19 protein-coding genes are annotated in these 18,400 nt (G+C 37.7%); 9 read left to right on the forward strand and 10 right to left on the reverse strand.

Annotated features, from left to right (window positions below; all coding sequences use genetic code 11):
* Nucleotides 1-129 precede the first annotated feature (129 nt).
* Nucleotides 130-1,200 carry a calcium:cation antiporter gene (locus DRF61_RS03840; protein ID WP_111954221.1) on the forward strand — a complete coding sequence of 357 codons (1,071 nt, stop codon included), beginning with the start codon at nucleotides 130-132 and terminating at the stop codon, nucleotides 1,198-1,200.
* A gap of 38 nt (nucleotides 1,201-1,238) precedes the next feature.
* Here DRF61_RS03840 and DRF61_RS03845 read toward each other — a convergent pair whose 3' ends face one another.
* Complete coding sequence (locus DRF61_RS03845) at nucleotides 1,239-1,619, reverse strand: group III truncated hemoglobin (protein WP_111954223.1); 381 nt, start codon at nucleotides 1,617-1,619, stop codon at nucleotides 1,239-1,241.
* Nucleotides 1,620-1,770: 151 nt separating this feature from the next.
* Between DRF61_RS03845 and DRF61_RS03850 the strand changes: the two genes are divergently transcribed.
* From DRF61_RS03850 to DRF61_RS03870, 5 genes are all read left to right on the forward strand, one after another.
* Nucleotides 1,771-2,742, forward strand: a complete 972-nt coding sequence (locus tag DRF61_RS03850; protein WP_111954225.1) for an ion channel — start codon at nucleotides 1,771-1,773, stop codon at nucleotides 2,740-2,742.
* Nucleotides 2,743-3,231, forward strand: a complete 489-nt coding sequence (locus DRF61_RS03855; protein WP_111954227.1) for a YkgJ family cysteine cluster protein — start codon at nucleotides 2,743-2,745, stop codon at nucleotides 3,229-3,231.
* Nucleotides 3,232-3,346: 115 nt separating this feature from the next.
* The gene (locus tag DRF61_RS03860) at nucleotides 3,347-3,682 is read left to right on the forward strand and encodes a hypothetical protein (protein WP_111954229.1); all 336 of its coding nucleotides are present in this window, start codon (nucleotides 3,347-3,349) and stop codon (nucleotides 3,680-3,682) included.
* A gap of 152 nt (nucleotides 3,683-3,834) precedes the next feature.
* Nucleotides 3,835-4,575 (forward strand): LytTR family DNA-binding domain-containing protein, encoded by a 741-nt coding sequence (locus tag DRF61_RS03865; protein WP_111954231.1) that lies wholly within the window; start codon nucleotides 3,835-3,837, stop codon nucleotides 4,573-4,575.
* A gap of 104 nt (nucleotides 4,576-4,679) precedes the next feature.
* Nucleotides 4,680-6,206: an amidohydrolase family protein gene (locus tag DRF61_RS03870; RefSeq protein ID WP_111954233.1), complete on the forward strand. Its 1,527-nt coding sequence runs from the start codon at nucleotides 4,680-4,682 to the stop codon at nucleotides 6,204-6,206.
* A gap of 146 nt (nucleotides 6,207-6,352) precedes the next feature.
* Here DRF61_RS03870 and gdhA read toward each other — a convergent pair whose 3' ends face one another.
* From gdhA to DRF61_RS03885, 3 genes are all read right to left on the reverse strand, one after another.
* Complete coding sequence (gdhA, locus tag DRF61_RS03875) at nucleotides 6,353-7,711, reverse strand: NADP-specific glutamate dehydrogenase (protein ID WP_111954235.1); 1,359 nt, start codon at nucleotides 7,709-7,711, stop codon at nucleotides 6,353-6,355.
* A 190-nt stretch (nucleotides 7,712-7,901) separates the two neighbouring features.
* Nucleotides 7,902-9,011, reverse strand: coding sequence for a DNA-processing protein DprA (gene dprA / locus DRF61_RS03880; RefSeq protein ID WP_111954237.1), 1,110 nt, complete (start codon nucleotides 9,009-9,011; stop codon nucleotides 7,902-7,904).
* A gap of 214 nt (nucleotides 9,012-9,225) precedes the next feature.
* Nucleotides 9,226-9,993 carry a rhomboid family intramembrane serine protease gene (locus tag DRF61_RS03885; protein WP_111954239.1) on the reverse strand — a complete coding sequence of 256 codons (768 nt, stop codon included), beginning with the start codon at nucleotides 9,991-9,993 and terminating at the stop codon, nucleotides 9,226-9,228.
* Between the two features lie 253 nt (nucleotides 9,994-10,246).
* On the opposite strand from DRF61_RS03885, the gene DRF61_RS03890 reads away from it, so the two are divergent.
* Nucleotides 10,247-11,173 carry a DUF3078 domain-containing protein gene (locus DRF61_RS03890; RefSeq protein WP_111954241.1) on the forward strand — a complete coding sequence of 309 codons (927 nt, stop codon included), beginning with the start codon at nucleotides 10,247-10,249 and terminating at the stop codon, nucleotides 11,171-11,173.
* 225 nt (nucleotides 11,174-11,398) lie between these two features.
* Nucleotides 11,399-12,319 carry a DUF3078 domain-containing protein gene (locus DRF61_RS03895; protein ID WP_111954243.1) on the forward strand — a complete coding sequence of 307 codons (921 nt, stop codon included), beginning with the start codon at nucleotides 11,399-11,401 and terminating at the stop codon, nucleotides 12,317-12,319.
* A 209-nt stretch (nucleotides 12,320-12,528) separates the two neighbouring features.
* Here DRF61_RS03895 and sufD read toward each other — a convergent pair whose 3' ends face one another.
* The 5 genes from sufD to DRF61_RS03920 all read right to left on the reverse strand — a co-directional run bounded on the left by sufD (nucleotide 12,529) and on the right by DRF61_RS03920 (nucleotide 17,076).
* A complete protein-coding gene (gene sufD, locus DRF61_RS03900; protein WP_174772313.1) occupies nucleotides 12,529-13,836 on the reverse strand; it encodes a Fe-S cluster assembly protein SufD in 1,308 nt (435 codons plus the stop codon).
* Between the two features lie 116 nt (nucleotides 13,837-13,952).
* Nucleotides 13,953-14,696: a Fe-S cluster assembly ATPase SufC gene (sufC, locus tag DRF61_RS03905; RefSeq protein ID WP_111954245.1), complete on the reverse strand. Its 744-nt coding sequence runs from the start codon at nucleotides 14,694-14,696 to the stop codon at nucleotides 13,953-13,955.
* A gap of 18 nt (nucleotides 14,697-14,714) precedes the next feature.
* The gene (locus DRF61_RS03910) at nucleotides 14,715-15,218 is read right to left on the reverse strand and encodes a GNAT family N-acetyltransferase (RefSeq protein ID WP_111954247.1); all 504 of its coding nucleotides are present in this window, start codon (nucleotides 15,216-15,218) and stop codon (nucleotides 14,715-14,717) included.
* 7 nt (nucleotides 15,219-15,225) lie between these two features.
* Nucleotides 15,226-16,674, reverse strand: coding sequence for a Fe-S cluster assembly protein SufB (gene sufB / locus DRF61_RS03915; protein ID WP_111954249.1), 1,449 nt, complete (start codon nucleotides 16,672-16,674; stop codon nucleotides 15,226-15,228).
* Between the two features lie 72 nt (nucleotides 16,675-16,746).
* Nucleotides 16,747-17,076, reverse strand: a complete 330-nt coding sequence (locus DRF61_RS03920) for a HesB/IscA family protein (RefSeq protein WP_111954251.1) — start codon at nucleotides 17,074-17,076, stop codon at nucleotides 16,747-16,749.
* A gap of 145 nt (nucleotides 17,077-17,221) precedes the next feature.
* Here DRF61_RS03920 and DRF61_RS03925 point away from each other — a divergent pair, with 145 nt between their 5' ends.
* Nucleotides 17,222-18,064: a GLPGLI family protein gene (locus DRF61_RS03925; RefSeq protein ID WP_111954253.1), complete on the forward strand. Its 843-nt coding sequence runs from the start codon at nucleotides 17,222-17,224 to the stop codon at nucleotides 18,062-18,064.
* 24 nt (nucleotides 18,065-18,088) lie between these two features.
* Here DRF61_RS03925 and DRF61_RS03930 read toward each other — a convergent pair whose 3' ends face one another.
* The gene (locus DRF61_RS03930; protein WP_111954255.1) at nucleotides 18,089-18,397 is read right to left on the reverse strand and encodes a hypothetical protein; all 309 of its coding nucleotides are present in this window, start codon (nucleotides 18,395-18,397) and stop codon (nucleotides 18,089-18,091) included.
* Nucleotides 18,398-18,400: the final 3 nt, after the last annotated feature.

Genomic DNA, 18,400 nt, shown 5'->3' on the forward strand with positions numbered 1-18,400 from the left:
TCATCCTTTTTGACCTCAATAACTTCGCGCTTCCAACTTCAGACTTCTTACGTATTAGATTAAAATATGATTAATATTTTCTTTTGATATTTCAAATTTCATAGATTTTTTGTATTTTGTAGACACTTTATGAGATTGAAAGAATTTTTACATTATACGTATATTTTCCCTGTCCTTGCTGTAGGGTATTACTTTTCCGGACTGATGGGAACCGGAATTTTATATGATGTTCTTGCAGGAATCCTGCTTACCGGAAGTGTCTTATCCGCAGTACATCACGCAGAAGTGGTGGCTCATAAAGTAGGGGAGCCTTTTGGAACAATTATTCTGGCACTCTGTATCACCATTATTGAAGTTGCGCTCATCATCTCGCTGATGGTCGCCGGCGGAGATCAGGCGATCACGCTGGCCAGAGATACCGTTTTTGCTGCCGTAATGATTATTCTTAACGGAATTCTGGGAATTTGTATCCTTATAGGTGGCGTAAAATATCATGAACAGTTTTTTGCAAGAACTTCAGCTACGACCTATCTGGTAAGTATTGTTTCAATTCTTGTTCTTACCCTTGTCCTTCCCAACTTTACCTCAAGTGTCAACGGACCTTTCTACAACGAAGCACAACTTATTTTTATTTCCATTGCCTGTCTCGTGATCTACGGAATTTTCCTGATGGTACAGACCGTACGCCACAGAAGCTATTTTATTGTTCCTGATGAGCATCCGGAAGAACATTATATTCCGTCGTTGAAAAAGACACTTATAAGCTTTGTTTTTCTGGTAGTTTGTCTGGTAATTGTTGTGTTGATGGCCAAAGGGCTTTCCGGAACCATCGAAGGAATGGTACAAAGTATCGGCGCTCCGAAATCTTTGGTAGGGGTAATTATTGCAGGGGTTGTACTTCTTCCTGAGGGAGTGGCTGCCATACGTGCGGCAAGAAGCAACCAAATACAGTCCAGCTTAAATTTGGCATTAGGATCTGCTTTGGCAAGTATTGGCTTAACAATTCCGGCTGTATCTACCGTTTGTATCGTCTATGACATACCGTTGGTATTGGGGCTCGATAAAAAGGATATTATCCTGCTGTCGTTATCTGTATTTATTGTAATGCTTTCCTTAAGCCGTGGAAAAACGAATATTCTGTACGGAACTGTTTTATTGGTGAATCTCGCAGCTTATATTTTTACGGTTATCGTCCCATAATCAATTTTCACCTCCAAACGCTCTGATTCTCGACCGTGTCACAGTCTCCTGGCGAGTTCCATTTTATAAGCCATCAGCCTGGCGATATTTTCAGATTTGTAAATGGCCATATCTGCATTTTCCCCGGCAAAATTCTCTTCAATGGTCTCTTTCCAAAGCTTCAGCCACTGATCAAAGTGTCTCTGCTCCATAGACTGAATTTCATTGATTGGAAAATGAACAGCCATAGGATTTCCTTTATAGCTCATCTGTCCAAAAAGAATAGACTCCCAGAATGAATACATTTTCGGAAGGTGCTTGTCCCAGTCTACTTTGGCTACATCATTAAAGAAAAAACCAATCGTTTCATCTTTAACGACTTTGGCATAAAATGAATTGACAAGATGCTCAATATCCTCTCTTGATTCCAGTTTTTTCATAGTTCAAATGTACTGCAAAATCAAATTAAAAAATCAATCAGCAGCTTGATAAATTTCATGAAAACAATATTTTATCTTTGCATTGTAAAAGGGGAGAATGGGTAAAAGTGAATTTGCTCATTTGCAGTTACCTCAACAAATAAAATAATATATGGCTAGAGGCTTCAGACAGAAAATCCGTCAGAAAAATACTGAAAACAGTGGCTTTGGTAGCAATGCTTCCGGCAGATTCATCAATAAGGACGGGCTTCCGAATGTAAAACGGAGAGGCGTGAATGTATTCAATAGGCTTAGCTGGTATCATACCATGCTGAACCTGTCTACTTTCCGTTTCTTATCCTATCTGGTGATTGCTTATGTCCTGATTAATCTTGTATTCGCAATGATTTATTATCTTATTGGGGTAGAGCATCTTACCGGAATTGATAAAAGCGATCCACTGAACGAGTTCATTGATGTATTTTTCTTCAGCTCGCAGACCTTTACCACAGTAGGATATGGGAGGATTGCTCCTGTAGGCTTTATGGCAAGCTTGGTGGCTACTTTTGAAGCCTTTCTGGGATTGCTTACCTTTGCTATTGCAACTGGGCTTTTTTACGGAAGATTTTCAAGGCCGAGAGCTTACCTCCGGTTTTCAGATATAGCCGTTATTGCTCCGTTTAAAGAATCAAGGGCTTTAATGTTCAGGCTGGCTCCTTATAAAAATAATGCTCTGACGGATGCTGATGTTATTGTTTCAGCGGCTATTGAAGTGATCGAAGAGGGAACTCCGAAAAGTAATTTTTATTCTTTAAAGACCCATCTGAGCAAAATCAATACTTTGGCGCTAAACTGGACCGTTGTGCATGAGATCAAGGAAGATTCGCCGTTTTACGGGTTTTCTGAAGAAGATTTTAAGAACACGGATATTGAGATCATTGTTCAGGTCCGCGCATTTGATGAAGTCTTTTCCAATACAGTGGTCCAGAGATCTTCCTATGTGTCGGCAGAAATTGTTTACGGAGCAAGATTTACCCTGATGTATTATCCGGACAATAATGATCTTACAACAATATTGGACCTTGATAAAATTAATGACCATCAAAAAGCAGATCTTCCGCCTATAGCAGGAGATAAAGAATAAATGAATTTAGACTTCTATAAAAAGCAGGCTTTACAAAAGCAGAAAGAGCATAAAAAATTTCTGGACGGACTGAAAAAGAAACCGCCCAAGAATCTTGATTATATTGTTCAGGAAACCCATGATGAAGTCTTTGATGAAGTGAATTGCCTTCAGTGCGCTAATTGCTGTAAAACAACCGGACCTTTATATACGGAAAAAGACATAGAGCGTATTTCAAAACATCTGCGAATGAAGCAGGCTGATTTTGAAGCTAAGTTTTTAAGGGTGGATGAAGATAATGATAAGGTACTCCAGAATCTTCCCTGCTTTTTCCTTAATAATGACAATACCTGCTCCATCTATGAAGTAAGGCCCAAAGCCTGCCGGGAATATCCGCACACAGACCGTAAAAAGATCTACCAGATCAATAATTTAATGCTGAAAAACACCGTCATATGTCCGGCTGCATTTGAGTTTGTGGAAAAAATGATGAAGAATATTGCAAAGTAAACCTTCTGTTGTAAAATATCTTAAATAATGATAAAGTACGTTAAATAAGAACTTTACACATAATTTAATAAAAAGAGTGTCGTTTAAGTTAAACAATCATTTAAAATATTACATTATGAAAAAATTAGTTTTAACTGCAGCGTTTACTTTAGTCGGTGTAATCGCAGTATCGGCACAAACACAGACACAACCACAAAAACCAGCCGATACGTCTAATAACCAGACCACTCAGACTCAACAGCAGAACACCCAGACAAGTACTACTACTGATGCCAGTGCTCAACCACAAAATACCACAGCAACGGCTACGGTAGATGCAGCAGCAACTCCGGCTGCCACAGCTGATGCTACGGCAACAGTAAGTGCAGAAACAGCAACAGATGCTACGAAACCTTCAGAAACAACTAAAGCAGAAAGAAAAGCTAAGAAAAAAGCAAAGTCATCTAAGTAGTAATATTGAGCAAAGTAGAAAGGGAATCCTGGGACAAATGTCTCAGGATTTTTTTGTTATCCATTAATTGAAGTAATCAACCCGTATATTATTTACGTATATTTCAGATGTAATTATAGATCCGGATCATTCGGGCCAAGCTGATTTATTCAATGAAAAGATTAAACCCTTCCCTTAAGCATCACTTACTGATAGGAGCTTTCCTGAGTATGTGGCTTTTCATTTTTGCTTTTTTTATCAGACCGTTTGACGACGGAACCATTAGTTTTAAGGTATGGATTATTATTAGTATTGGATTTAGCATCATTGCATTTCTGTGTTATGGGGTTATTGCTTTGCTGCAGAAAAAGGTTTACGGGAAACTGGCAAAATGGAACATTGGGTTTGAATTAATAAGCATTGTTTTTTTTCAATTTCTTTTTTGGATAGGCACATATTGTTTTTATAAGAGCCCTATTTTGAATGGAGGATATGGGTTTATCAAATTTTTAGAGACCATCATTCTTAAATCAGCTTTGATTTCAACGCCCATCATAGTTTTGGCAAGAATATATGTAGTTTCATTAATTCCTGCACAGGATGACACCATCATCATTAGGGGAGACAATAAGCTGGATATTTTAAAAATTAAAAGGGATGAGCTGATTTGTGTTTCCAATGCTCAGAATTATGTTGAGATTTTCTTTGTAGAAGGAAATGAAGTTAAGGTAAAACTCATTCGCAGCACGCTTAAAAAGATTCAGAATGATTTTGATTTTTTGATTCAGGTTCATCGTTCACACCTCATCAATCCTTCTCATTTTAAGGCCTGGAAAAATGCGGATACCATTTCGCTTACTCAAATTGAACTTCCTGTCTCTAAAAATTACAGAGAACATTTGTTGTCCTTATAATTTCCGTACCTAAAACCGCGTATTTCATCCCTAATCCTTCATATCACCTTGTTGAACGGTGTTTTTGTTTTTATTTTGCCTTCCAGATTAAGAATAAATATTGTATGAAAAAGCTTTGGATCAGGAGAATTGTATGGTTATCTGCAATAGGATTGTGCATGATGGGCTGTATTTTTTTATGGGCAGATCATGAACTCAATAAAGTCCTGGGTAAATCTACCCGGGTTATTAACTTTTCTTCATTTATTAAGCCATCACCATTAGTACAAATTAGAAATGTTAATGTCCTTTCAGAAGATTGTACTCATTTTATTAAAAATCAGAATGTCCTTATGAAAGATGGACTCATTCTTCAGCTTGACGCCAATCAACCCGTGAATAAGGAAGCTACCCTCATTGACGGTACAGGAAAGTATCTTATTCCGGGTCTTGTGGACAGCCATGTTCATGTAAAAGAAAGTAAAAATGATTTGTTTTTGTATCTGACGAATGGGGTTACCTACATCAGGGAAATGGCCGGGAATCCGGAGATTTTAGAATGGCGGAAATCAATACGGAAAAACGGTTTGGGGCCGAGGATGTTTGTTGCTTCACCACCTATATTTAGTGAGGCTGGTCTGGCGGGTTATTATTATGGATGGACAAGACAGTCCGTCAATTATTCCAATAAAAAAGATGCGGAAAAAGCCATAAAGGAAATAAAGGAGCAGGGCTATGATGCCATCAAAATGTACGGTTTTGTGAATCCGGAAATGTTTAAAACAACAATAGAGAGGGCTAAAGAAAATAAGATACCGGTTATTGGGCACATACCGTTGGTTGATTTAGAAACCTTTTCTCACTCAGGACAGCAGGAAGTCGCTCATATTGAAGAGATAACCGTTAAAACAATTGATGAATTCGGAAAATCAATTTCTAAAAATCCCGAAGAATATCTCCGTTTTTTAAAAACACGGTCACATCAGATCGCCAAAAAACTAAAAGAAAATAAGATAAGTGTTACTTCAACCGTTTGGTTGTGCAAAAGCTTTTTAGCCCAGCGGTTTGACTTAAAATCTAAGCTTAAAGCAATAGAATTAAAATATGCTAATCCCAAAATTATTGAAGGAACGCCATTGTACAAAATGGGCTGGTTACCCGGTAAAAATGGCTATGAATATGATGGAAAAGATACACCTGAAGCAAAAAAAATATCACTGACGTTTTGGAAGACCTATGTGGAAGCGATTCACATCATGACCAAAGCATTGGTAGATCATCATGTCCCTGTTATGGCCGGAACTGATGCTAATGTTGCCACGGTTGTTCCCGGGTTTGCTCTTCACGATGAATTAGAGTCTTTATCTCAATCCGGAATGACCAATTCACAGGCCATCTATTCTGCTACGGCGGAGCCTGGTGAATGGATGAAAAGCAAGACCGGGAAGATAAAAGCAGGCTACTATTCAGATTTGGTGCTCCTTTCTAAAAATCCATTGGAAGATATCAGAAATACAAAGGCTATCGAGTATGTGTTTTTTAATAAACATGTAATTGGTAAAGCTCAAATTAAAATGATTCTGAAAGCTATCGAAGATGGCAACAATGAAAACAGGAATATAGAAATTGATGAATACCTGAAAATCCATTAATGTTTTAATTTTTTACATCTGATACAATAAAAAAAGCGCTGTAACATGTACTGCGCTTTCTCCTTTCACTTTTTACTTTTTTCCCATTATCCCGGGAACAGGCTATATCAAAAAAGGCTGGGAATTTTCCCAACCTTTATTTATTTTTATACCACTCCCTGAGCCAGCATTGCTTCCGCAACTTTCACGAAGCCGGCAATATTTGCCCCTTTCACGTAGTTTACGTAGCCATCTTCATCTTTTCCGTAGTCTCTGCAAGCTTTGTGGATTCCGATCATAATTTCCTTCAGTCTTGCATCAACCTCTTCAGATGTCCAGTTAAGACGGATAGAGTTCTGCGTCATCTCAAGACCTGAGGTAGCAACACCTCCGGCATTGGAAGCCTTACCAGGCGAGAACAATATTTTATTATCCAAGAAATAGTTGATGGCGTCTAAAGTAGAAGGCATGTTTGCGGCTTCAGTAACGCAAAGGCATCCGTTTTCTACCAAAACTTTAGCATCTTCAAGATCCAATTCGTTTTGGGTTGCAGAAGGAAATGCTACATCACATTTCACTTCCCAAGGACGTTTTCCTGCGTGGAATTCAGCAGAAGGATATTTCTTAGCATAATCTTCAGCTCTGTTGTTACCGGAAGATCTAAGTTCTAATAAATAATCGATTTTTTCTCCGCTGATACCGTCTTTATCATAGATATAACCGTCCGGGCCAGAAATTGTTACCACTTTAGCATCAAGCTCAGTTGCCTTTTTGATTACTCCCCAGGCTACGTTACCAAAACCTGATACACTTACCGTTTTATCCTTGAAAGTCTCGTTGATTGTTTTAAGCATCTGCTCCGCGAAGTATACCACACCGTATCCCGTAGCTTCAGGACGGATAAGTGAACCTCCGTAAGCAAGACCTTTCCCTGTAAGGACTCCTGTAAATTCGTTTCTTATTTTTTTGTATTGTCCAAAAAGATATCCAATTTCTCTTGCTCCTACACCAATGTCTCCTGCAGGTACATCTGTTTCAGGACCGATATGCTTGCATAGCTCAGTCATGAAAGCCTGGCAGAAACGCATTACTTCCATATCAGATTTTCCTTGCGGATCGAAATCCGAACCTCCTTTACCTCCTCCCATTGGAAGAGTCGTCAGTGAGTTTTTAAATACCTGCTCGAAAGCTAAAAATTTAAGAACTGAAAGGTTTACAGTAGGATGGAAACGGATTCCCCCTTTGTATGGTCCGATCGCAGAGTTCATCTGGATTCTGAAACCTCTGTTTACCTGGATCTCTCCTTTGTCATCAACCCATGGAACTCTGAAGATAATGATTCTTTCAGCTTCAGCCATTCTCTCCAGCAGCTTCATTCCTGTATATTCCTTCTTGGTCATAATAAACGGAATTACAGTCACAGCTACTTCCTTTACGGCTTGTAAAAACTCTGGCTCATTAGGATTTTTTGCTTCAATCTTGGCAATAAACTCCTGGATTTTCTGGTCAATATTATATTGTTCCATATATTAGGGTTGAATATTATTGTCAACAAATTTAATTTTTTTTTCAAGATTCACAATACTGTATTTCAACATTGTTAAAAATTAAATAATAATGTTTCGAAATATTATTAAATTGATAATTTGTGATCAAATTTTATTAAAAATTAAAAGTTACGTCTCAAATAATGCAATATTAAGAAATCGTTAATTCTCAAATTGCTAGGAATTGCCTCCCGGAAAATGATTTTACTTTCCCCAAAAGCTCCAATTCTAAAATTATAGGAAGAATTTTATAAGACGGGACCGAAATCATCTGTGCAAGATCGTCCAGAGATACCTGAGGGTGGGCTTTTATTGACTGATATATGCTTTCCTGACTGTCAGTAAGTTGTATATCTGTTTCACTATAGGGAAACAGTTCTGCGACTTTCTCTTTTGAATGATTAAGTCCAACTGAATCTATGAGACTCTTAACGGTGGAAATGGATGCAGCTTTATTCTGGAAAATCAGCTGGTTACACCCTTGGCTGTATAGATCCGTAATCTTTCCGGGAAGGGCGAAAACTTCACGGTTATAGTCGTTGGCAAAAGATGCAGTACTTATTGACCCGCCACCAAATCCAGTTTCTACTACTATCGTTGAAGGAGAAATTCCGGCTATGATTCTGTTTCTTTGAATGAAATTTTCCCGGTCCGGTTTTCGTGAAGAATTAAATTCTGTTACTAAAGTACCACCTTCCTGCAGGATTTTTTCAGACAGTTTCCTGTTTTTTGGAGGGTACAGCGTATGAAAGCCATGAGCAAGAACGGCCATGGTAGGGATTTTAAACTGAATAGACTGCTCATGAACCTCTTTATCAATACCAAGAGCTAATCCACTGACGGATATATATTTAGATGACTTTGATGCTTCGAAGAAATCTCCGATGAACTCCTTGCCGTAAGAAGTCATATTCCGTGTTCCTACAATGCTGATCTTCTGTAAGGAATCGTCAAAATTTCCTTTTTGATAGAGAATTGCAGGAGCATCATCGCATTCATTAAGCAGATAAGGAAGCTCTTTAAGATGTCGCAGCCTGATTTGGATATTGTTCTTTTCGCAGAATTTAATCTCGTTTTCTGCAAATTTCAGATATTCTTCATTTCCGATATCGGCTACAGTCTTTTTTCCTACGCCATCTGTTTTGCTGAATTCTCTTTTTGCCTTCTTCCAAACTTCTCCAGCACTTCCAAAGGTCCGGATAAGTTTTTGAAAATTAATGTCTCCTATCAGGCTGCATTCGCGTAGGGCGATTGCATACAGATGCTCTTCAGTGATCATGTGTGTTTTTTTTCAAATGTAATAAAATAACCTGAGTTGAATATTGTCAGGAAGCCTGAAGTTTGAACAGGAAAGTTATTGATTACCTAATGAATAGCCACAGGCCAGTTTTTATTACTTTTTTAATAGAGCTCACCAGAACTTTCGATAACTTTCAGAAATACTAAGTCTAATAGTAACTTCCAACCTCCCTCTCCGAGCTTCCAGTTCCATTTTATTTTTTTCTTAATTCATCCAGATGATCCCAGATATCATCTCTTTTTTTATAAGGCAGTTCCATAAAGTCCTCCGGATGATTTTCTTTGTACTCCTGCCATAGTTTATCGTCTTTTTCGCTGTAATAGTTTGGGAATTCCCAGATATATTTCTTTTTCTTGTCGCCCACATTTTTAAAGGCAAAAGCGATAATACTCCCCACAACAGCTCCTGAAAGGTGGGCCTGCCAAGATATTTTACTCGGTTCCTGAAGATTGTAGAATAATTCCTCCGGAAACATACCCCAGATTAAACTGCCGTAATACAGAACTACAAGCAGCGAGATAGTAAGAAGTTTCATATTCCATTTGAAAACTCCGCTGAAGAAGAGGAAGAAGGCAAGGACATATACTACACCGCTGGCTCCAATGGTACAGGTATACATATAATCGCCGGTGAGGATATCTATTGGTGGTAGCAGCCATACCAGCAATCCTGTAGCCAGCCAGCCGATAATAAAGACCTTGTTGGCGACTAAAGGGTAGAACTGGTATAAAAGAAACAGAAGAACAGCTACCGGGATAGAATTGCTTATGATATGATCAATATTTCCATGCAGAAGGGGGGACGTAACGATTCCCAGTAAGCCTTCCGGCAATAGAGGTATTATGGCTCCAAAGCAGCTTTGAAAAAAGCCCTGCATCTGCAGAAAGTAGCCGAACCACATGGCCGAAAGCATCAGCAAGGGGGTTATAACAGCTCTTTTGGAAATTATATTTTTAAACATGTCGATGGTACGTCAAATCAAAAGCCAATGATAAATTTCGGAAATTTTGTCGATGTATTTCAACGAGTAGTGTTTATTTTAAGACAAAAGGTTTGTATTTTAATATTCTAAACCTAATATTTTGACATTGAATGTATTAAACTGGCCTGTTTTTGGATGTTGAAGAGATTTTAATTTGTTTAAGGCTTTTTTAGGCCAATATTCACGTTTAAAAATTATATTAATATTTTTGTAATGAAAATCATGTAAAATAATGAAGAAGTTTTTATTGATTCTTTCCTTTTCTATGGGGATTTATGCAAGTGCACAAGAAGAATTGAAAAAAGATTCAGTAGTCGTAGATACGGTAAAATACTGGTCGGTACTAGGGAAAAATACTCTGATGATCAATCAGGCTGCTTTTTCAAACTGGGTTGGTGGAGGAGCCAACAATGTGGGATGGCTGGCCGGAGTAAATTACAATATAACTTATGAAAAAGATAATGACCTCTGGGAAAATATTATTGCCCTGGATTATGGACAGAATGATACTAAGGGGCTTGGCGTAAGGAAAACACAGGATGTAATGAATGTTTCCACCAATTATGGGCGGAAATTCTCGAATAGCTGGTATTTTTCTGCAGGGGCGGGATTACAGTCACAATTTTATAAAGGATATGAAGACGGGAATAACCCGGCGGCTAAAAAAATATCCAATTTTATGGCTCCCGGTTATCTGAACCTCGGTATGGGTATCACGTACAGGCCTAATGACAATCTTACGGTAACCATGCGTCCTATCAACGCCAGATGGACTTTCGTTCTGGATAAAGACTTGCAGTTTGCAGGAAGTTATGGTTTGAAAAATGACGGAGATACTTCACTTTTGCAGTTCGGTTTTCTGGGAACAGCTTTATACAAAGTAAAACTGATGGAGAATATTAATATAACCAATACTGCCTCTGTATTCTCCAATTATCTGGACCATCCGGAACGGTTGGTTCTTGCTTATGGAGCTGTTGTAAACTTCAAAGTCAATAAATTCATATCATCTAATGTCACATTGGATCTGCTGTACGATCATAACCAGATCCAGAAAACGCAGCTGAAGCAAACGCTTGGGATTGGATTTGCCTATACTCTGAATAATGGTGTAAAACGCTCTGACCGTAAAGACAGTCAGTGGTGGATAAAAAAATAGATTATTAAATTCATTCAATAGGAAAGCGCTTCAATATGAGGCGCTTTTTTTGCAGAAAAATATAATTTTAAGTAGAGATAAGTTCATTTTTGCTTTTCACGTCTATTTCCAAGATGTATTTTGCTGTTTTCTAATGCAATAAATACTAATTTAATATTTCAAATAGGAGTGATTAGTTTTTTAACAAAAATTATATGTATATTTTTGTAACGAAAATCCTTATCTATGAAAAAACTTTTATTGGCCGTTTCCATTTCTGCCGGAATCACCACAATGGCTCAGGAAGTCAGAACTGATGCTGCTAAAACAGATACCGTAAAAGCGTGGTCTGTCCAGGGACAAAATACATTAATGCTCAATCAGGCTGCATTCTCAAACTGGGTTGGTGGAGGAGCCAACAATGTCGGATGGCTTGCCGGAGTTAATTATAACCTTACTTATGAAAAAGGGAAGGATCTCTGGGAAAATATCATCATCCTGGGATACGGGCAGAATAACACAAAAGGCATCGGAACCAGAAAAACACAGGATGTGATTAATCTGTCAACCAATTACGGACGTGAGTTTGCCAAGAACTGGTATCTTTCAGGAGGTATAGGCCTTCAGACGCAATTTGCCGGAGGTTATGAAGACGGAAATAATCCTGATGCCAAAAAGATCTCCAATTTTATGGCTCCGGGATATCTCAATATTGGTGCCGGTGTTACCTATCGACCCAATGACAACTTTACCATGACACTTCGCCCTGCCAATGCAAGATGGACATTTGTATTGGACGAAGATCTCCAGACCGCAGGAACTTATGGACTTAAGAATGACGGAGATTCTTCTCTGTTCCAGTTCGGTTTCCTGGGTACGGCTATCTATAAGATCAAGATCATGGAGAATATTAACCTGACCAATACAGCGTCAGTATTTTCAAACTATCTTGACCATCCTGATCATCTGGTCCTTGGGTACAGCGGAATCCTTAATATGAAGATCAACAAGTTTATTTCGACGAATATTACGCTGGATCTGTTATATGACCACAACCAAATCCAAAAAACGCAGCTTAAGCAGACTTTAGGAGTAGGATTTGCGTATAATATCGATAATGGAAAGAAACGTTCCGATAAGAAAGATAATCAGTCCTGGCTGAAATAAATAAGACGGTAGGAAGACAAAGGAGGGAAGCCGGAAGTTACTAGTAGGCTTATAGTTTCTGACAATATAATAAATGAATTATCTCTTGAAAAGAACAAGAGCTTAGATTCGACTTGAATAACCTCCATCTTCAAGCTTCAAACTCTCATCTTACCTAATAAAAAAGCACTTCGGTTCGAAGTGCTTTTTGGTATCAATTTATATTAGTCTTAAAATTCTATATCAACCTGAAGCTTTTCAGCTAAAAGTTTTGAGATTTTTTCTTTAAGCGGTTCAATGTCGATGTTCTGCATGGCATCATTGGCAAAAGCATATAAAAGCAATGCCTGAGCTTCTTTCTTGGAAATTCCTCTTGCTCTTAAATAAAATAATGCATCTTCATTAAGCTGGCCTACTGTACAGCCGTGAGAACATTTCACATCATCTGCGAAGATCTCCAATTGAGGTTTGGTATCAATGGTTGCTCCTTCACTTAGCAATACATTATTGTTCTGCTGATAGGCATTGGTTTTCTGGGCAATTTTATCTACGAAAACCTTTCCGTTGAAAACACCGTGCGCATTTCCGTCGAAAATACCTTTATAGTTCTGGTAGCTTTCACAGTTCGGGAAATTATGGTGAACTGCTGTATGGTGGTCCACCAGCTGATCTTTTCCAATAATCGTAATCCCGTTCATAAACGAATTGATATTGCTTCCGTTATGAATGAAATCCAGGTTGTTTCTTACCAGTTTTCCTCCGAAAGAGAAAGTATTTACAGTAGTTAAACTGTCTTTTTCCTGTCTTGCAAAAGTGCTGTCGATCAGATAAGATGTATTGTTGTCATTCTGAAGCTTATGCCAGTCTGCTTTTGCATTGGGATACGTAAAGATTTCCGTCACAGAATTCGTCAGTACATACGTACTGTCAAAATTATGGTGACTTTCTATAACCTCAACTTTTGCTCCTTCTTCTACAATCAGTAAGTTTCTTGTATTGTAGAATGTGTTTTCTTCCTGATTTTGAGAGATGTAGAAAATATGGATCGGTTTTTCGATCACTACATTTTTCGGAACTTTTAGGAAGAAACCATATTTGCAATAGGCAAGATTTAAGTTCGTAAAAGCAGTGTCTTTAGAAGCAATGGTATTGAAATACCTATCAAATACTTCCTTATGTTTTTCATCATTCAACGCATAGTTGAATGAAAGAAATTCTACATTCTCAATAGAAACTTTTGAAAGTTCTTTATGAAGTTTACCATTTACAAAAACGATCCAGTCAAAATTCTCTTCACCTAAATGCAGCTGATCCAGCTGTTCTTTGGTAATATTATGACTTTCCTTAGGGAAAAAATTATAGTTTTTCTCTGTGATCTCTTTGATGCTGGTATATTTATATTCTTCGTCTTTTTTTGTCGGAAAACCTAAGTTTTCGAAATTCTGAAGAGCAGTTTTTCTATCTTCATCCAGAAATCTGTGACGAAGGCTCTCCAAAAATTCACCGTGATTGTCAATAATCTGATCGTATAAAGCCATTACTGATATTTCGGCCATCACACCTTATTTTATATATTTGAAATAATACTATTTACTGCGGTTTTTCCGCATCTTCAGAAAGGATTGATAAAATCCCTGCTGAAAAGAGTTGCTTCTTAGTTAAGAAGCCAATCGTACCCTTTTTCTTCAAGTTCTAAAGCAAGAGATTTATCACCGGTTTTGATGATTTTTCCATTGGCAAGAACGTGAACAAAGTCAGGCTGGATATAGTTAAGCAATCTCTGATAGTGAGTGATCAGAAGAACTGCATTTCCTTCGTTTTTAAAAGTGTTTACACCGTCTGCAACAATTCTTAATGCATCAATGTCTAATCCTGAATCTGTTTCATCAAGGATAGCCAGTTTAGGATTAAGCATCATCATCTGGAAGATCTCATTTCTTTTCTTTTCACCTCCGGAGAAACCTTCGTTCAGTGATCTTGAAAGGAAATCTTTTTTTATACCTAATTGTTCGGATTTTTCACGGATAAGGGCAAGCATTTCTTTTGCCGGCATTTCCTCCAGTCCGTTTGCTTTTCTTGTTTCGTTTAAAGCAGCTTTAATGAAGTTCGTTACAGAAACTCCCGGAATTTCCACTGGATACTGGAAAGAAAGGAAGATCCCCTTATGCGCTCTGTCTTCAGGAGCATCTTCGCCGATGTTTTCTCCCTGAAAAAGAATTTCACCTTCCGTTACCTCATACTCCTCTTTTCCTGCAATCACAGAAGAAAGAGTAGATTTTCCAGCTCCGTTAGGTCCCATGATGGCATGAACTTCTCCCGGTTTTATTTCAAGATTAATACCTTTTAAAATTTCTGCGCCATCTTCAATTTTGGCGTGCAAGTTTTTTATTTCTAACATTTTTATTTGCTAAACAAATTATTTTTGAATTCTATATACTAAACTTTCAGGCTGACCGGGAACATCATTAAGCTTTCCTATACGTATCATACCTGCCTTTTCCAAAACTTTAACAGAAGCTATATTGTCAGGACGAACAATTCCAAATATCTCTTCTTTACTGATACTGGTAAATCCAAATTCTATAGCTTTCTTTGTGAACTCTGTTGCATATCCTTTTCCCCATGCTTCAACAGCAAAGCGATATCCGAGATTTAGTTTTTCTTCCTCTCCATACATTTTATAGCTCAAGCCTCCAAAGCCAATAATACTCTTGTTTTCTTTTGCTATAATGGTCCAGCCTCCAAAATTATATTGATCCCAATGTTCCTGCATTCTTTTGAATGTACCTTCTGCTTTTTCAATGTTCATTGGTCCACTTGGGTTATACAGATTGGTCTGTGGATCTCTGTTAATTTCAAAAAACCTTTCAAAATCATCATTTTCAGGTTTTCTTAAAATTAGGTTTTCTGTAGTTTCCATCCTCAAATTATCCAACAGAACCCTCAAGAGAAATCTCCAATAATTTCTGAGCCTCAATTGCAAATTCCATTGGAAGCTTATTCAATACTTCTTTACTGAAACCATTTACAATCAATGCAATAGCTCTTTCTGTATCAATACCCCTCTGGTTGCAGTAGAAGATCTGATCTTCTCCAATTTTTGAAGTAGTAGCTTCATGTTCCAGCTGGGCAGTAGGATCTTTGATTTCAATATAAGGGAAGGTATGCGCACCGCATTCATTACCCATCAACAGGGAATCACACTGGGAGAAGTTTCTTGCTCCTTTTGCTGAAGGCATTACTTTTACCAGTCCTCTGTATGAATTCTGAGATTTTCCTGCAGAAATACCTTTTGAAATGATCGTAGATCTGGTATTTTTCCCAATGTGGATCATTTTTGTTCCCGTATCTGCATATTGGTGATTGTTGGTTACTGCAATAGAGTAGAACTCACCAATAGAATTGTCTCCTTTCAGGATACAAGACGGATATTTCCATGTTACGGCAGAACCTGTTTCAACCTGCGTCCAGGAGATTTTTGCATTTTTCTCGCAAAGTCCTCTTTTTGTTACAAAATTGAACACCCCGCCTTTTCCTTCTTCATTACCCGGATACCAGTTTTGAACAGTGGAATATTTAATTTCGGCATTATCCATTGCAATCAATTCAACAACAGCTGCGTGAAGCTGGTTTTCGTCTCTTGATGGGGCAGTACAGCCTTCAAGGTAAGATACATAACTTCCTTCGTCAGCAATCACAAGCGTTCTTTCGAACTGGCCTGTTCCCGCCTGGTTGATACGGAAATAGGTTGAAAGCTCCATCGGGCATCTTACACCTTTTGGAATATAGCAGAAACTTCCGTCAGAAAATACTGCGGAATTCAGTGCTGAATAAAAATTATCTCCTCTTGGAACTACTTTTCCAAGGTATTTTCTTACTAGATCAGGATGGTTTTTAATAGCTTCTGAAATAGAACAGAAAATAATTCCTTTTTCCATTAAGGTATCCTGGAAAGTGGTTTTCACAGAAACGGAATCCATTACGATGTCTACTGCAACTCCTGAAAGTCTTTTTTGTTCTTCGATATTGATTCCTAATTTTGCAAAAGTGGCCAACAATTCGGGATCTACCTCATCTAAGCTCTCCAATTCTGGTTTCGCTTTCGGTGCGGCATAATATTTAATAGCCTGAAAATCAGGTTTTTCATATTTAATATTTGCCCAGGTAGGCTCTGCCATTTTCAGCCAGATTCTGAAAGACTCCAGACGCCATTCTGTCATCCATTCCGGCTCCTCTTTTTTCGCGGAGATCGCACGGACAATATCTTCGTTTAAACCGATTGGAAACTCTTCATAATCGATCTTCGTTTCCCACCCGAATTCATATTTTTTATTTTCTAGATCGACTCTTAAATCGTCTTCAGTATATTTACTCATTGTTTTTTTAATTTCAGATATTAGACTTAAAATCTCAGAAACAGGTCTGATATCCAGTGTCTAATGTCTTTTCTATAAAGAAAAACTCTCTCCACAACCACACGTTCTGGATGCATTAGGATTGTTAAAAACAAACCCCTTTCCGTTTAATCCTCCTGAGTATTCAAGAGTTGTTCCTGCTAAATAGAGGATAGATTTTTTATCTACAACAATTTTGATTTCATTATCTTCAAAAACCTGATCTGCATCTGTTTTTTTATTGTCGAAACCCAAAACATATTCTAAACCAGAGCATCCTCCACTTTTTACCCCTACTCTTATATAATCCTCAGCAGCGTTGAAACCATCCTCTGTCATCAGCTGAATGGCTTTTGCTTTTGCTTGATCTGATACTTTTATCATTGTATTTATTTAGAATGATTTAATTATGCAAAAATACGTACAATAATTAGGAAATAAAAATCCGGAATTTTATTTTATCGATTTTTATTATTGATGGCTTAACTTTGTTAACCTTTTGAAATCCAAACAATAAATTTATTCTATAATGAAAAAAATTGGCATCATTGCTTTAGCGCTGTTTATGCAGCATATTTCTGCACAGAACAACCGGTTTGTATATCAGGTTACCATGAAACCGGATGCAGAAAATAAAAGCGATATTAAAACTGAAAATGCATATTTAGATATTTCCGCCGAAAAGTCTCTTTTTTATTCTGAAAACAGATACAAGAGAGATTCTATCCTGCAGAAAGCTTTCCAGGGTGGAGGAGGCAGAGGCTCAGTAAGCAGAGAGCAGATGGAAGGAGTAAGAACCAATATCAATTATTCTGTAGAAAAAGATAAGGCCAGCCAAAAGACCTACTTTAAGGACAGAATAGGCAGAGACGTCTACGTTTATGAGGAAGACCGTCCTTTGAACTGGAAAATGTCTTCTGAAACAACGAAGATAGGAGATTATAAAGTTCAGAAAGCAACAACGGATTTTGCCGGAAGAACATGGACGGCCTGGTTTACTACAGATCTGCCTTATCAGGATGGACCGTATAAGTTTGGAGGGCTTCCTGGGCTGATTGTGAAAGCAGAGGATGATAAAGGTGATTATTCTTTTGATTTAATGAAGAATTATAAAATTGCTGAAATCGTAACTTTGAGCCAGTTTGGAAATACTTTGAAAGTAAAAAGATCGGATTACCTGAAACAGCAGGAAAAATTTAAAACAGATCCGATGTCATTCATGCAGAGTGGCGGTGGAGGAGGCTTTCCTGCGCCACCGAGAGCTGGCGGAGGAAGAGGTGGAAATCAGAATCCAGCTGATATGAGGAAGAGAATGGAAGAGAGAGTGAAAGAGGAAGCGAAGAAAAACAGCAACCCGATTGAACTGCAATAAAAAAATAACCCCTGGAGAATTTCTTCAGGGGTTTAATTTTATATGTGTTTTTTCCAAAATTATCTTATTGTAATACATTAATTCTGGTATAGCTACACAATTTTTATTAATAATATGGATGTTATTTTTCGTAAGTAGTGCTTTGTTATTTTCAGACAATGGGAGCGTGCCAAAATGATAATATTTCATTCTCTTTTTGATATAATCATTTATAGCAATTTTCTTCATATTTAAAAAGAGGGCATCATTTTTTTGAATGCTATAATATTCAGCCGCTGGAATATTAATACATAAAAAGATTGCAATAATAATGTTGAAGCTTTTATTTTTCATTGT

The sequence above is a fragment of the Chryseobacterium lathyri genome, assembly GCF_003290185.1.
Lineage (GTDB): Bacteria > Bacteroidota > Bacteroidia > Flavobacteriales > Weeksellaceae > Chryseobacterium > Chryseobacterium lathyri.